The sequence below is a fragment of the Arthrobacter sp. HMSC06H05 genome (genome assembly GCF_001807395.1).
GTDB lineage: Bacteria > Actinomycetota > Actinomycetes > Actinomycetales > Micrococcaceae > Pseudoglutamicibacter > Pseudoglutamicibacter albus.
On the sequence record NZ_KV788974.1, the window covers coordinates 61995 to 75583 of the forward strand.

Here is a 13589-nt window from a genome sequence, read left to right on the forward strand (position 1 = left end):
GGGACGTGTCTGAAGCAACGTTCAGGGAGGCGCGGCTAGCCCCGCAGCCGGTCGACCTGGTGATTGAAGGTGGCGGGGCGAAAGCTGTTGCGTTGGCTGGCGCGGTGGATGAGTTGCGTGCCGCGGGTTATACGTTTGAGCGGATTATCGGCTGCTCGTCCGGTTCACTTGCGGGCGCGTTGCTTGCCGCTTTGAAGCATTCGGGTGAGGGCCTAGATAAGTTCGCTGATCTGGTGACCTCTTTCGATTTCAGTAAGATCCTGGATGCGGGGCCGATCGCGAGCAAGTTCGGTCCGCTGTCTAAGCTGGCGATCCCGTACCGGTTGATGCGCTACGGCGGTATGCACCCGGGCCGTTACATGAACTCGTGGGTCGCCGGAGTCATGAAAGACCTGGGGACGGAAAAGTTCGGCGACTTCCGCCGTGATGGTTCCCCGTACGCTGATGAGGACATCACGCACCGCTACGGTTTCGTGACGATCGCAACCGACCTCAGCCAGCGCCGGATGGCCGTGTTCCCGTGGGACGCCGAGGACTACGGCTTGGATCCGGACGAGATTTCAGTGGCCGATGCTGTGCACGCTTCCGCCGCTCTACCTGGCGTGTTCCAGCCTGTCGAGATCACGGGTGAACGCGGAACGGTCACGTTCGCGGATGGCGGCCTGGTTTCTAACTTCCCAATCAAACTGTTGGCCAATAACGAGGAGAAGGAAGCTGACTGGCCGACCATCGGCATCAACTTAACGCCGCGCACCCCCGGCAAGGAACAGTTGGAGTCGGTACGTAAACCGATGGCGCAGTTGCGCGCGTTGGGCCAGGTCGTTTTGGAGGGACGGGAGACCCGCCGCCTCGACAATGAGGAGATCGGCCAGAACGTGATCGTGATCGACACCGCACCGTACACGTCGATCAGTTTCAACCTCGACAGCGACGACAACGAAGAACTCATCGACCGCGGCCACGAAGCCGTGCGCGAATGGCTCAAAGGCGACGACGCGACAGGAACCGTACCCGAATGATCCCTCCAGAATCTGGCTCTGAAAACTTCGATGTTGATGCTTTCGATGCCGCGGTCGGCGTGCTCGCGGGGGCGAAGCGTGTGCTTGCGTTGACGGGCGCGGGTGTCTCGACCGCATCGGGCATCCCTGATTTCCGTGGCCCACAGGGCCGCTGGACTCAGGACCCGGAGGCGGAACGCATCTCTACGTTGTCGTGGTATTTGGGTGATGAGGTGGTGCGCCGTAAGGCGTGGCAGGCGCGTGCCGATTCGGTCGCGTTGAAGGCGCAACCGAACCCTGGGCATGCCGCGCTCGTTGCATTGGAGCGTTCGGGCCGGTTGGCCGGTCTTGTCACGCAGAACACGGATGGGTTGCATTTGGTGGCGGGCAACTCGCCGGAGTTGGTGCATGAGGTTCATGGGAATCAGCGGCGGTGGCGGTGCGAGGACTGCGGCGTTGAAGGCCCGATGGCGGAGATGATCGCTCGTGTTCATGCCGGCGATACTGATCCGCGGTGCCCTGAGTGCGGTGGCATTACTCGCGCGACGGTGATCTTGTTTGAGGAAACCCTGGATCAGGAGACGATGCAGGCGAGCATCGAGCTGGCCCGAGCGTGCGATGTGGTGCTCGCGATTGGTACGAGCCTCACGGTGTACCCGGTTGCTGGCCTGGTTCCGTTGGCTGCCGAGTGCGGTGCGAAGGTCGTGATTATCAACGCGGAACCGACCCCGTTCGATTCGATCGCTGACGCCGTGGTCAACGACCCCATCCAGGATGTGCTCCCCTGCCTTATCGCCGCAGCAACCTAGCCGGAACAACCCAGCCTCTGGTGAGGCCCACCGCAGGCACCGTGGAGCTACTGCCAAGGCCACGTGACAGGCTATTGCTCGGGGTGGCTTCACGGAGGCTACTTCTCTGTACGGTAACTGAGTTCCTGGTCGCCTACCCACGGTTCTTCGATCTTGCGGTAGGTTCCGTCCTTGAAGCTCGTTTCGAGCCAATCGTCCACGGCTTTCTTGAATTCAGTGTCGCCCTTGGGCAACATGAATGCCTTATCAAACTGGTCGAATGGACGATCCGGGTTAGTCGCGCATAGTTCCGGATACTTCTCGTCGATGTAGAGAACTTCGGCGCGGTCGGTCGTCATGACGTCAGCGTTGCCTTTGACGATCTCGTCGAAGATCGTTTTGTTGTCGTGAGTTTTCAGCGTGCCTTTCGGGTAGTTTTTCTTCGCGAATTCCTGGTTGGTTCCGCCTTCCGGCATGATGCTCACCACGCCGGGCTTGTTGATCTGTTCGATGCTTTTGTATTTGTCTTTGTCTTTGTCTTCGCAGCGTGCGATCGGCGTCTTGCCGTCCTTGAGTAGCGACGTACTGAAATCAACTTTCTTTGCGCGCTCATCATTCACGGAGATACCGCCGACCGCCATATCGCATTTGCTGAGGAAGTCCGGCATAAGGTTCTTCCATTCAGTCCCAACGAACTCAACCTTGACGTCTAAGTTTTCGGCGAATTTCTCAGCCAAATTCACATCAATCCCGCTGAATTTTCCATCCTTTTCAACCGTGAACGGTGCATAGTCCCCCGTTGTGCAGACCGTGATGACGCCGTCTTTCTTGATGGAAGCCAGCCGCGATTCCGGCTCTTCATGCTCCCCACTGCCCTGTTCCCCTGTGTTCTGTGCCTGCCCGCTCTGCTCAGTGCTGCTCTGCTCGGTTGTGTCTTTTGCCGGGCCTGTACTGCCGCATCCGCTCAGTGCACCGACGAGCGCCAAAATAGCCGGGGCAGCGAGGACTGCGGGGATGATCTTTTTCTTCTGTGGCGATGTGATGTACGTCATGCCGGAACTTTACCCGGCTATGCAATATCGCTGTCAACAGGCCACAATGGAGAGTTAGTAATGTGTCATCGTTATGAATGTGGATGGAACAATGTCTGATTCTTCACGTCCTGACGAGGCGGCAAAGCCGAACCAGCCGGCCTTCCCACCTCCGCCTGGCCCTGAGGACGACGCTACCCAAGCATTGCCTCCAACCCCTAAGGACCCCGCACCCGAAGCTCCGGCAGGGTCCACACCCGATGTCGACAAGGATTCCGCCGCCCAGGACTCCGCACCGGAAGACTCAGCATCCAAGCCCGCTGATTCTGAGCCAACGGAATCCGCCCCGGCCGACTCAACGCCGCCTGCTCCTTTGCCGTTAGACGCGTTCAAGGGCCAAGCCGCACTCGATGAGGCAGAGCCGACCAACGAATACCAGGGCCTCGACTCCGAGATGTGGTATTCAGACTCCCCCGCGACCTTCGACACCGCGAACTACGCCGCGGTCACCGCGCCTGCCTCTAACGACTACCTCAGCGACGAAGACGATAACGATGCCGCCCGCGCCACCAGTGTTGCCGCCGGCGTGACCGCGGCAGGGCTCATGGCCTCCGCCTCAACAGAGGAGGCAGAGGCTTCCTCAACCCGCACGTCGGGCAAGCCGAGCAAGAACATGGTGATCGCAACTGTGCTGGCGGCGCTATTGGGCATCGGTGGCGGTGTGATCTTGAGCAAAACTGCGCTCGCACCAGACCCGACCCGCTCCGAGGAATACTTGAAGCTCGCCTCCGAGAAGTCCCAGGTTGATTCCCGCGCGGCCAAGGGTGAGCAGGAACGCGAAGAGCTCGAGCAAACCATCTCGTCCTACGAAGACGAAGAGAGCGGACTCAACGCGCAACAGAAAGACCAAGAAAAAGAACACGACAAGCTGAAAAGTGATCAGCGGAAGCTGAAGAAAGATCGCGCGAAGCTCAAGAAGGACCAAGAGAAACTCAAAAAGGATCGCAAGAAGCTCGACAAAGACATCAAGATCACGTCCCGCCCGGCAAGCAGTAGCGGCCGCTGGAAAGTCGGCGACGACATCCCATCCGGCACCTACCGCACCAAATCCGGTGTGAAACAACGCTGCATCTACGCGGTCTATTCAGACTCCAGCTATTCGAATGTGAAGTTCTCCCGTTCCATCGATAAGGGCACCCCCACCGTTGACCTGCGCGAAGGCGACTACTTCACCTCGATGGGTTGCGGCACCTGGTCAAAGAAATCGAAATAAGTTCCGCAACCCCAGTGGGTTCCGCACGACCAAGTAACTACATAACCAGCACACTGGCCGGTCAGCTAACCATCTAGCTGACCGGCCAGTGAACTAGGACTCGGGGACTGAGACTCGTTGCCTAGGCTCCGTTGTCTAGGACTCTTCGTCTAGGCTCCGTTGTCTAGGAACCGCTGTCTATGAGTAGAGTTCCTTGAGCTCGCCTTCGAGCACTACGTCGAGGAATTCGCGGATCACTTCCATCTCATCCTTCGCCGAGAACACGACCTCAGCTACCGGGATATCGTCGATCTTCTTACCGTGCAGGCGGTCCTCGCCCACCTGGGCTCGCTGATCCACCACGGTCTGCCCGCGCGTGATCTCATCAGCCAACGAGATCTCGATGCGGTGCTCGGAAGACACGAACATCTCCGGATGCACCGCGGCCACGACAGCGCCGGCGTCACCGATCAACGAATACGCTTGCGGTTCATCCTCATCATCGCCGTATGTGAAGCCCGCGATGCCACCCAAGGCACGCGCAACCGGATGGTCAGAGGCCTTCAACCCAGCCACCACATCGTCCGGGATAGCCACGTGGTTGAAAACATCCAGACCATACATGACCAGAGGCACGCCAGACTTCACGACGATGTCCGCGGCCTCAGGGTCATGCCAGATGTTGAACTCAGCAACCGGGGTCGCGTTACCCACGCTCGCGGAACCACCCATGAACACAATCCGTTCAAGGTTCTCCGTGACCTCCGGGTGCATCCGCAACAGCAACGCGAGGTTGGTCTGCGGGGCGCACGCGATCAGGGTGACCTTCTGCTCCGACTCCATGATGGTCCGGCGCATCAGCTCAACCGCGTGCTCAGCCACAGGCTCACGCGTTGGCGCAGGCAACTCGACACCACCCAAGCCATCGGCGCCGTGCACGTAAGAGGCGTCACGAGCCGGCGAATTCAGTGGAGCCACAGCACCCGCGGCAACCGGGATGTCACTGGCACCCATCAGATCCAGGATCTTCAACGTGTTCTCAACAACCTGCTTGAGCGACACATTGCCAGCCACCGTGGACACCGCACGCACATCCATATGCGGGTTACGCACCGCATACATCAACGCCATCGCATCATCGATGCCGGTATCAACATCCATCACAACAGGAAAAGTAGACATGATCCTCCTCAGCTCAACGCCGTCAATAGGTTAGGAGTAATTCTTGCTAGGGCTACTGCTTGCTCGGTCTATTGCTTACCGGGGCTATTTCTTAGCGGTCATAGCGGCTGCGATCTCTTCGATACCCAAGTGATCGCCCAAGCCAAGTTCCCGTGCGATGCGGGCCGCAGTTGGCCGCTGTAGGCGGCACTCAGCCAGGACATCGTCGCGGGAGAAAACCTCCGATGGGGTGCCGTCCGCTTGGATCTTGCCGTGCGCCATCGCGATCACCCGGTCAAACGAGTCAGCCACGAAACGCATGTCGTGGGTGATGGTGATGACCCCGATGCCGTCGGCATGCAGCCGGTCCAGCATGCGTTGCAGGATCTCGAGGCCGCGGCCGTCAAGGCCCGCGGTTGGCTCATCCAGAATCACGAAATCAACGCGCGGAACCAACACGGCAGCGATCGCAACGAACTTCTTGATCGCGAACGGCAGGTCCGCCGGGTTATCGTCAACGAACGGGCGGATACCCGTCATCGAGATCGCGCGTTCAAGACGCTGCTCCGTGTCCTGCTTACCCCACTTCAGATACTTCGGGATGTAGGCGAGCTCGGAATACACGTCCGACTGGAACAGCTGATCATCCGGGTTCTGGAACACGTAGGCAACCGTCTGCGCCATCTTCGCGTTCGTCATCTTCGCCGTATCCGTGCCGTTGACCAAAACGCTACCGCGCGTAGGCTTCAGCAGGCCGTTCATGAGCTTAACCGTGGTGGTTTTACCAGCACCGTTCTGACCCACGATCGCAACGCGCTCACCCGCGGCGATCGACATGTTCAACCCAGCCAGAACCGGGGAGAGCTCGTCATATTCGAAGGCGACATCCTTCAATTCAATCGACATCAGTTGCCACCTTCACCCTTCAAACCACCATCAACAGACGTGTTGTTACCCAGCGCGGTGCCGTTCACAACGCCACCGCCAGCAACCGTGCTACCAGTAGCTGTGCCGCCACCAACGAAAGCGAACGCCTCCAGCGCCTGCGCGCACGTGATCGGCAACGGATCAACAGCAACACCGGCCTCACGCAACGCGAACGCAAGCTGCGTGACCTCCGGGCGCGGAACATCCGCATCGACCAGCTGTTGCGAAGCAAACACTTCACGCGCAGGACCAGCGGCCGTGACACGGCCCTTGTCGATCACGATCAGCTCATCAGCGTATTCGGCGAGCAAGTCCACTTTGTGTTCAACCAGAACCAGCGTCTTACCGCGCTCCTTCAACTGGGCGATGATCCGGAAAACCTCTTCCGAGGATTCCGGGTCAAGTTGCGAGGTCGGCTCATCGATCACAATGAAGTCAGCGTCCATCGCGATCACCGCAGCGAACGCGACCTTCTGACGCTGACCACCCGACAAACCGTTGGGGTCCTTCTCCAACAACGGGAGCAGGTCCATCCGCTCAGCGACCTGCAGCACGCGGTCAACAATCTCTTCGCGCGTGAGCCCCAGGTTCTCCAGACCGAAAGCGATCTCCTCAAACACCGTCTCACGCACACCGGAGATCTGCGTGAACGGGTTCTGGAACACGTAACCGATCCGGCGAGACAACTCGGCAGGCGACCACTCTTCAAGCGCGCGGCCCCACAAGAAGACCTCACCTTCCAGATCACCCGAGTGGAAGTACGGGATCAAACCACGCATCAGGGAAGCCAGCGTGGACTTACCTGCGGCGTTGCTGCCCACCACGCCATACAGCTTCCCCCCGGCCAGCTCAAGGTTCACGCCATCCAGCGCGCGCTCCTGCTGATGCGTGTACGAAAACGAAACGTTCTTCAGCTCAACAATGTTCACAAGAACCCCTTACAAGACCACGGCCAGGACGATGGAGCCCACAGCAATCACCAACGAGACCAAAACCAGTAGCCACTGTCCCACGCCAACTTTAGGCAGGAACGACAACTGTGAAGGTTTCTCTGGAACGTTGAACGCACGCGCATCCAAAGCGAGCGCACGTTCCTCCGTCTGACCGATCGCCGCGAGGAACACCGGGGTGATGATCGGGAAGAACGCCGCAACGCGGCGGAAGAAACCGCCCTCCATCTCAATACCGCGAGCCTTCTGCGCATCCACCACAACCTTCGACATCTTCTGAAGATCAGTGATCGACTGGAAGGAAGAGAGCACAACGTAGGTCGAGCGGGAAGACAACCCAACGCCCTGCAACGCGAGCATCAGGTTCTTAGCTGGGACCAGCTGGAAGAACAACGCCAAAGCGCCGCACAAAGACATCACGACGAGCGTGAAGCGGGCGGCCGCAGCGAGCGAGGTCGTGGACAGGGACAGGTTGTCGCCCCAGCTCCAGTAGACGGTCGCGCCTTCTTCCGGCGCGATCAAGAACACGCGCAGGATGAACAGGACCGAACCCACGCCGAGGAACAGCTTGAGATACAGAGGAATGAACTGTTTAGCGCGGCCCGCAAGAATCGCGATCACCACGAACAGCACACAGCCGATGGTGGGCGCCAGAACAGGCCATGGCAACGCGACTGACGCAATCGCAATCGCCAACAGGAACACGAACAGAACCAGCGGGTTCAAGTCCCGGATCGGGTTCCCTAGCCGGTACGGCTGGGAATAGCGATCCACATAGTAGGCACGCAGATCCTCGACCTGCGCGGCTTGAGTCTGAGCTTTCTGAGTCATTCCCATCACCGACCCAACGTCAATTCGCCCGGATGCTTCTGTTCATCAGCCAACGCATCGTGCGTCTTCTGCGGCTTCAAATACCTGTCGCCCAACGGCAACTTGACCAACACGCGGGTAGGCATCCGCAGAATAATCAGCCACGCGATGAACGCAGACGGGACCTTGTCGATGAAGTCCAGCGGCATCGAGGCCAAGAACACAGCCGCGGTTTCACCCACGCCAAGCGAACGGAGAATACCGGTCACCCAGCCAACACCGGAAGCGGACAAGCCACCGAAAACCCAGATAGTGATGAGCGAACCGATAAAACCACCGATGAGCGCGAAAATGAACGCAGCGAACGTCACATGGAACACGTTACGGAACCAGCCGACACGGGAAAGCCAACCGGCAACCAAACCGATCAGAACCGAAACGATCGCGTACGGCACCAGCGTCGGCAACGTGATCGCATTGATCAGGTTGGTGAGCAAACCAACCAAGGCACCCGGCAGCGGGCCACACACCGCACCCACCAGGATGGTTCCAATCGCATCCATATACACAGGCAGCTTGAGCAGAAGAACAATCTGCCCAGCAATGAAGTTGATCGCGATCCCCAACGGGACCATGAACAGCGTCAACTGCCCATACTTGCTGCCATGTGCAGCGAACTTTTGCATAGCGGGCATCAGATGACCTCGCTCCAACTGCGTCGCATCACGCTCGTAGTTCCCTTTCAGCTAGGCCCCCGTTTACCTAGGGCCCCTGACTCACTAAGTTACGCGGGAAGCGCCGATGCAACAATCCCTACCGCTGATTGTCGCATGACGCCTCCTAGTGACGGATCCTAGTCAGCAATTCTATTTATGGAAAACCAGAGCACCGTGAGCCTGCTCGGCCTCGTTGCTAATCGAGAGGTCAATACCCTTACGATCACGGATCAACGAGACCGCAACCAAAGCGATCACCACGAAGATCAGCAAGTACCAAGAAATCATGACCGTGGAGCCGGTCGCATCGAAGATCGCCTTCGCGATCATCGGGGAGAACGCGCCACCGATGATCGCACCGATCGCGTACGAAACCGAGACACCAGAGAACCGGACCGAAGCCGGGAACATCTCCGAATACAGGGCCGACTGCGGGCCATACGTGAGGCCCAAACCAACCGAGAACAGCAACAGCGCGAGGTAGAGCATCCCCAGCGACTTCGTCGAAATCATCGGGAACACCAAGAACACAGAGATACCCAGGATGATGAACCCGATCTGGTAGGTGCGCACACGCCCGATCGCGTCAGCCATAAAACCCGAAAGGAGCGTGAACACGAACCAGAAGAACGAACCCGCCGTCACCGCGAGTAGCACATCCGTAGGGTTCATGCCCAGCGACTTGGTTGTGTAGTTGGTGATGAACCCGCCAGTAGTCATGTAGCCGGAGGCGTTGTTACCCGCGAACACGAGCGCACCCAAAACCACGAGGTACCAGTACTTCTTGAACAACTGAACCAACGGCATGTGGATCTGCTCCTTGCGTTCAGCGATCTCCTGGAACACAGGCGACTCATCAACCGAACGGCGGACCCAGTAGCCCAAGAACACCAACAGGAAGGACAGCAGGAACGGGACACGCCAACCCCACGAGTTGAACGCCTCTTCAGTCGGGGCGATCACGCCCGTCATGAGCGCCATCGTGCCCGAAGCCAGCAACATACCCAGCGGGACACCCAGCTGCGGGACTGCACCTGCAAGACCGCGACGTTCACGGCCAGCGTGTTCGACCGCCATCAGGACGGCGCCGCCCCATTCACCACCTGCGGAAATACCCTGCAGAATGCGCATCGCCAACAGCAGCAGCGGAGCCGCGACACCGATCGCGGCATAGGTTGGGATCAAACCGATCGCCGTGGTCGCGCCACCCATCAACAGCAACGTGATCACGAGCATCTTGCGCCGCCCCAGCTTATCGCCATAGTGGCCAGCAAGGAAGGCACCAAGCGGCCGGAACAAGAAAGACAAACCGACCGATGCGAAAGCAACCAGCTGCGCACCCGTATCGCCTAGCGGGGCAAAGAACTGGTGCGCGAACACGAGCGCAACAGCGTTGGCATAAATAAAGAAGTCATACCACTCAACAGTGGTTCCCACGAGCGTCGCAAAAGCAACACGAGTCCGATTGGCGCGTACTGCGGCGTTAGGCATCGCTGAATCCCCTTACATGATTCACGGGCCGAAAGTTACTGGCCGGTAGAGGCCGTTGCCGCCATCGTAGTCCCCGTGCGCCGGATCACAATAAATCGTATATGAATTATGACGAACCGAGGAGCAACCGACCGCCAGGGTGAATAAGAAGGGGTTCAGGGTTCAGCGTTCGAACCACGGCTTGGTGCAGTTGAGCATCCCGTTGCCGTGACGGATCTTCTCCACCGGGGCAACACCCTTGTATTTGACACCCAACGCGAGATCCAGAATCCCGTTAGTCCGGTCCGGCTGTAACACGACCTGGGATCCCGGGATCTGCTTCTGCACGGCCAGGGCCTTCCCGGTATCTTCCGGGCCTGCATAAATCATCGCGACGGACTCCGCGGTTTCGGGATCCAGCGTCGCGTTACGGACCGTCTTGACGTCAAAGCCGCGTTCACGCAGATGATTCGCCGCATCGGTCGCGATGCCTTCGCGCTGTGAAGCGTTGAAAACATTCAACGTGACCTCACGTGGCTCCGCTGGCGTCAGAGACCATACCGGGCACACAACCGCGGGGTTCGGTGCACGGAAATCCGGTGACCACGTTCCACGTTGCCACCACACATACCCCAACGTGGCACCGGCAACACTGAGCGCAATCAGGCCAGCCATAACCCAGGCGCGCGCCCGTTTAGCTACCACCTGGTCTTGCTCCGTGATCAACAGCGGCAACGGTTCAGAAGCCACCACCCGGTCCTCGCCGATGTTGCGCTCGCCTGTGTTGTGCTCGTCTGTGTTGCGGGTTTCTGCGTCGTGATCTTCTGGCGGTGTGGAGGCGGGCATCGAGTCAGAGTTCTTGACGCTCATGCGCCGTGCCTCCTCGTCTGGGCACCACCAGAATTCAAGGCATCCAGGTCCAGTACACGAGCGTGCATGACTTCGCGGCGATACAGCGCCGTGCGTAGCGCACGATGCAGGCCATCCTCGAGGTACATTTCGCCTCTGTATTTGATGACGTGCGGGAAGAGGTCCCCGAAGAACGTCGAATCCTCACTCAGCAACTGGGTGAGGTCCAGCGTGTCTTTGGTTGTGATCAGGTCCGCCAAGCGAACCTGCCGCGGAGACACGCCAGCCCAGTCACGGGACGTGTTGTACCCGTGATCTGGATAGGGACGAGAACTGCCGACAGCCTTGAAAATCATTGTGCCTCACACATTACGCGAGAACTCGCGCAAAACCTCAGCCGAACTCCGTCAGATTGAGCGAAGCGGTTAAAAACACGTCCGATGCCGCCCACAGAACAGCTCGAACGGAGCGGTTACAGCGGTGCAGTTAAACGAACGGCGCCGGTAAACGAACGGTGGGCCTCAGCACCTTATCGATGCTGAGGCCCACGCGAACCGTGATTCAACCGTTACTGGTTCTGACCGTTAGGGTTCTGCGACTGACCACCCTGGCTGTTCTGACCACCCTGGTCACCTTGGTTGCCCTGGCCGTTCTGACCGCCTGGCTGTGGTGGAAGTGGAGCCTGACCACCCTGCTTAGCCTGCTGACCACCCTGCTGAGCCTGCTGGCCGTAAGCGCCCGGTTGGCCTTGCTGAGGTGGCTGGCCTGGACGCGGAGGCATCGGCGCGCCACCCTGCTGAGGTGCCTGACCGTACGGGCCCGACTGGCCATATGGCCCTGGCTGGGCTGACTGGCCTGGCTGCGGAGGCATCGGAGCCCCGCCCTGCTGGCCTGGTTGACCATAAGGACCTGCTTGGCCTGACTGGCCCTGCTGTGGTGGCGTCGGAGCTCCACCCTGCTGACCGTAACCGTACGGGTTCTGCTGAGGGTACTGCTGGCCTTGTTGCTGCATCTGCTGTTGCATGTGCTGCATGCGTGCCTGGGACTCTTGGCGGCGCTGCTGCGCAACCTGACCCAGTTGTTGGAAGTTCTGTGGACCTTCCGGGATACCGACGTTGACCCAGCTGAGTAGCGTGCCAGGCAGGAAGCCCATGGATGCCGGGACAACGTAGCGCGCCAACGCTTCAATGGCGGCACCGACGAGCGCCAACAAGATGAAGTTCCAGCCTGCAAGGCTAGCGCCAGCGGAGAAGTCAGCATCCGTCCCGGAGAACAGGGCGAAGAGCATGAACAAGCCACCTGCCGCGTAGACCGCTGGCAGGCGCCAGCTTGCGCTCAGCGGAGCGGCAGCCTGGCCGCGTGCTGCCCAGCGCAACGCGAAAATAGCCAGCGCGAGAAGCGCGACGATGACGCCGACGAGTACAGCCCACCAATCGTAGCCGCCGTAGCCGAATGAGCTGCCGTAGCCGGTCGAGAAGGAGCCCAAGTAGATCGCGTTAAACCAGCTGAAGACGACGTGCGGGATGCCCGCGAGGACACTGATGAACATCTCACCCTTAGGGGCGTAGCCACCAGCGGTCAGGATGTTCAAGAGGCTAAAGAGGAACCCGAAAACACCGACAACGGCAAGGTGTTCCAGGAGCAAACGCACAGCGGCACCGATGTTGAGTTTGTCCGGGATGCCCTTCGGGGAGAGCAGGTACCAGACCAGACCGCCAACCGTCACAAGGGTGTAGACGGCGCCGCCGAACGAGCCGGCCCAGGCACCGCTTCCGCCGCCGGGAGCCCACGCGAAGATCGCGGAGAGAATCACCAGTGCGCCCCAGAACGCCAGGCCGGATGCGGCAGCGATCACGAGCTTTGCGATCCAGTTAGAGACCAACGTGGTGGAACGCAGCTTGCGGCCGAAGAACCATATCGCGATCAAGGTGAGAACCGAGATCGTCAGAGGAGAGAAAGTCGCGCTGTCGCCGTGATAGTGGAGGACGTTACGGAAACCGGCAGCCGGCAAATGCATGAACGAGAAGAAGTTTTCATGCATGAACGCTGACATGCCGGCCCACGACTTCTTCTCATATACGGCCCAGTAGAGGAAACCGAAAATCAGTGAGGAGACAACCGCTGCGCCAACACCGATACCGAGCACGGTGCCGAGCTTGATGTAAACGTCTTTACCGATGCCCTGGAACGGGTTCGGTTTAGGTGCCTGCGGACCACCCTGAAAACCAGGTTGCTGCGGGTAGTTACCTTGCTGCGGGTAACCGCCCTGTTGCGGGTAGCCGTTGTGCTGTGGGGATCCGCCCTGTTGTGGGTGTCCACCTTGTTGCGGGTAGCCGCCGTATTGATTGTTCTGCGGCTGCTGCCCGCCGCCGGGCTGTTGCGGCGGTTGCGGAATACTCTGATCCGCCATAGTGCACTCCTCAAGAATTTCGTGAAGGATGAACCGTATTACTACTGCACCCACGATATGCCAAAACCTGCGTAAAGAAGCCGCTAGTAACAAGATTTCGCCAAATTGCTACAAATATCCCGTCCCTTACCCGTCTCACGGGCACCGCAGATGACTAGGCAGGCCAGAACCAACAGGCGACAGTCGGCCGGTTTTGCGGGGCTCGCGCTTTGGTGGGTGTGTGCCGT

Annotated in this window: 13 protein-coding genes; 3 read left to right on the plus strand and 10 right to left on the minus strand. The window is 59.3% G+C overall.

From position 1 onward, the window contains the following. Nucleotides 1-5 precede the first annotated feature (5 nt). Together HMPREF3160_RS02010 and HMPREF3160_RS02015 are read left to right on the plus strand one after the other, a co-directional pair. On the plus strand, nt 6-1019 hold the full coding sequence (locus HMPREF3160_RS02010; protein WP_035756540.1) for a patatin-like phospholipase family protein: 1014 nt from the start codon (nt 6-8) through the stop codon (nt 1017-1019). Continuing rightward, nucleotides 1016-1807: an SIR2 family NAD-dependent protein deacylase gene (locus HMPREF3160_RS02015; RefSeq protein ID WP_070506791.1), complete on the plus strand. Its 792-nt coding sequence runs from the start codon at nt 1016-1018 to the stop codon at nt 1805-1807. Before HMPREF3160_RS02010 ends, HMPREF3160_RS02015 begins: the two co-directional genes overlap by 4 nt. 98 nt (nt 1808-1905) lie before the next feature. Here the strand turns inward: HMPREF3160_RS02015 and HMPREF3160_RS02020 are convergent, their stop codons facing one another. Then, nucleotides 1906-2838: a transporter substrate-binding domain-containing protein gene (locus HMPREF3160_RS02020; RefSeq protein WP_083285298.1), complete on the minus strand. Its 933-nt coding sequence runs from the start codon at nt 2836-2838 to the stop codon at nt 1906-1908. Between the two features lie 91 nt (nt 2839-2929). Here HMPREF3160_RS02020 and HMPREF3160_RS02025 point away from each other — a divergent pair, with 91 nt between their 5' ends. Beyond that, on the plus strand, nt 2930-4090 hold the full coding sequence (locus HMPREF3160_RS02025) for a hypothetical protein (RefSeq protein ID WP_035756541.1): 1161 nt from the start codon (nt 2930-2932) through the stop codon (nt 4088-4090). Nucleotides 4091-4267: 177 nt separating this feature from the next. Here the strand turns inward: HMPREF3160_RS02025 and HMPREF3160_RS02030 are convergent, their stop codons facing one another. The 9 genes from HMPREF3160_RS02030 to HMPREF3160_RS02070 form a co-directional block, all read right to left on the minus strand. After that, a complete protein-coding gene (locus HMPREF3160_RS02030) occupies nt 4268-5251 on the minus strand; it encodes a nucleoside hydrolase (protein ID WP_035756542.1) in 984 nt (327 codons plus the stop codon). Between the two features lie 84 nt (nt 5252-5335). Beyond that, the gene (locus tag HMPREF3160_RS02035; protein WP_035756543.1) at nt 5336-6136 is read right to left on the minus strand and encodes an energy-coupling factor ABC transporter ATP-binding protein; all 801 of its coding nucleotides are present in this window, start codon (nt 6134-6136) and stop codon (nt 5336-5338) included. Continuing rightward, a complete protein-coding gene (locus tag HMPREF3160_RS02040; RefSeq protein ID WP_070506794.1) occupies nt 6136-7086 on the minus strand; it encodes an energy-coupling factor ABC transporter ATP-binding protein in 951 nt (316 codons plus the stop codon). The genes HMPREF3160_RS02035 and HMPREF3160_RS02040 overlap by 1 nt, the downstream gene beginning before the upstream one ends. A gap of 9 nt (nt 7087-7095) precedes the next feature. Then, on the minus strand, nt 7096-7938 hold the full coding sequence (locus HMPREF3160_RS02045) for an energy-coupling factor transporter transmembrane component T (protein ID WP_176744681.1): 843 nt from the start codon (nt 7936-7938) through the stop codon (nt 7096-7098). Nucleotides 7939-7943: 5 nt separating this feature from the next. After that, the gene (locus tag HMPREF3160_RS02050) at nt 7944-8612 is read right to left on the minus strand and encodes an ECF transporter S component (protein ID WP_052048525.1); all 669 of its coding nucleotides are present in this window, start codon (nt 8610-8612) and stop codon (nt 7944-7946) included. A gap of 171 nt (nt 8613-8783) precedes the next feature. After that, nucleotides 8784-10124 (minus strand): MFS transporter, encoded by a 1341-nt coding sequence (locus HMPREF3160_RS02055; protein WP_070491174.1) that lies wholly within the window; start codon nt 10122-10124, stop codon nt 8784-8786. 162 nt (nt 10125-10286) lie between these two features. After that, nucleotides 10287-10973 carry a LytR C-terminal domain-containing protein gene (locus HMPREF3160_RS02060; RefSeq protein WP_070506799.1) on the minus strand — a complete coding sequence of 229 codons (687 nt, stop codon included), beginning with the start codon at nt 10971-10973 and terminating at the stop codon, nt 10287-10289. Beyond that, the gene (locus HMPREF3160_RS02065; protein ID WP_035756548.1) at nt 10970-11308 is read right to left on the minus strand and encodes a type II toxin-antitoxin system VapB family antitoxin; all 339 of its coding nucleotides are present in this window, start codon (nt 11306-11308) and stop codon (nt 10970-10972) included. Before HMPREF3160_RS02065 ends, HMPREF3160_RS02060 begins: the two co-directional genes overlap by 4 nt. A 212-nt stretch (nt 11309-11520) precedes the next feature. Then, a complete protein-coding gene (locus HMPREF3160_RS02070; protein WP_070506801.1) occupies nt 11521-13362 on the minus strand; it encodes a hypothetical protein in 1842 nt (613 codons plus the stop codon). Between the last annotated feature and the right edge of the window lie 227 nt (nt 13363-13589).

Excerpts from the sequence above, each read along its gene's own strand:
- HMPREF3160_RS02015 (WP_070506791.1), top strand. The coding sequence starts at position 1,016 with ATGATCCCTCCAGAATCTGGCTCTGAAAACTTCGATGTTGATGCTTTC.
- HMPREF3160_RS02020 (WP_083285298.1), bottom strand. The coding sequence starts at position 2,838 with ATGACGTACATCACATCGCCACAGAAGAAAAAGATCATCCCCGCAGTC.
- HMPREF3160_RS02025 (WP_035756541.1), top strand. The coding sequence starts at position 2,930 with ATGTCTGATTCTTCACGTCCTGACGAGGCGGCAAAGCCGAACCAGCCG.
- HMPREF3160_RS02030 (WP_035756542.1), bottom strand. The coding sequence starts at position 5,251 with ATGTCTACTTTTCCTGTTGTGATGGATGTTGATACCGGCATCGATGAT.
- HMPREF3160_RS02035 (WP_035756543.1), bottom strand. The coding sequence starts at position 6,136 with ATGTCGATTGAATTGAAGGATGTCGCCTTCGAATATGACGAGCTCTCC.
- HMPREF3160_RS02045 (WP_176744681.1), bottom strand. The coding sequence starts at position 7,938 with ATGACTCAGAAAGCTCAGACTCAAGCCGCGCAGGTCGAGGATCTGCGT.
- HMPREF3160_RS02050 (WP_052048525.1), bottom strand. The coding sequence starts at position 8,612 with ATGCCCGCTATGCAAAAGTTCGCTGCACATGGCAGCAAGTATGGGCAG.
- HMPREF3160_RS02055 (WP_070491174.1), bottom strand. The coding sequence starts at position 10,124 with ATGCCTAACGCCGCAGTACGCGCCAATCGGACTCGTGTTGCTTTTGCG.
- HMPREF3160_RS02060 (WP_070506799.1), bottom strand. The coding sequence starts at position 10,973 with ATGAGCGTCAAGAACTCTGACTCGATGCCCGCCTCCACACCGCCAGAA.
- HMPREF3160_RS02065 (WP_035756548.1), bottom strand. The coding sequence starts at position 11,308 with ATGATTTTCAAGGCTGTCGGCAGTTCTCGTCCCTATCCAGATCACGGG.
- HMPREF3160_RS02070 (WP_070506801.1), bottom strand. The coding sequence starts at position 13,362 with ATGGCGGATCAGAGTATTCCGCAACCGCCGCAACAGCCCGGCGGCGGG.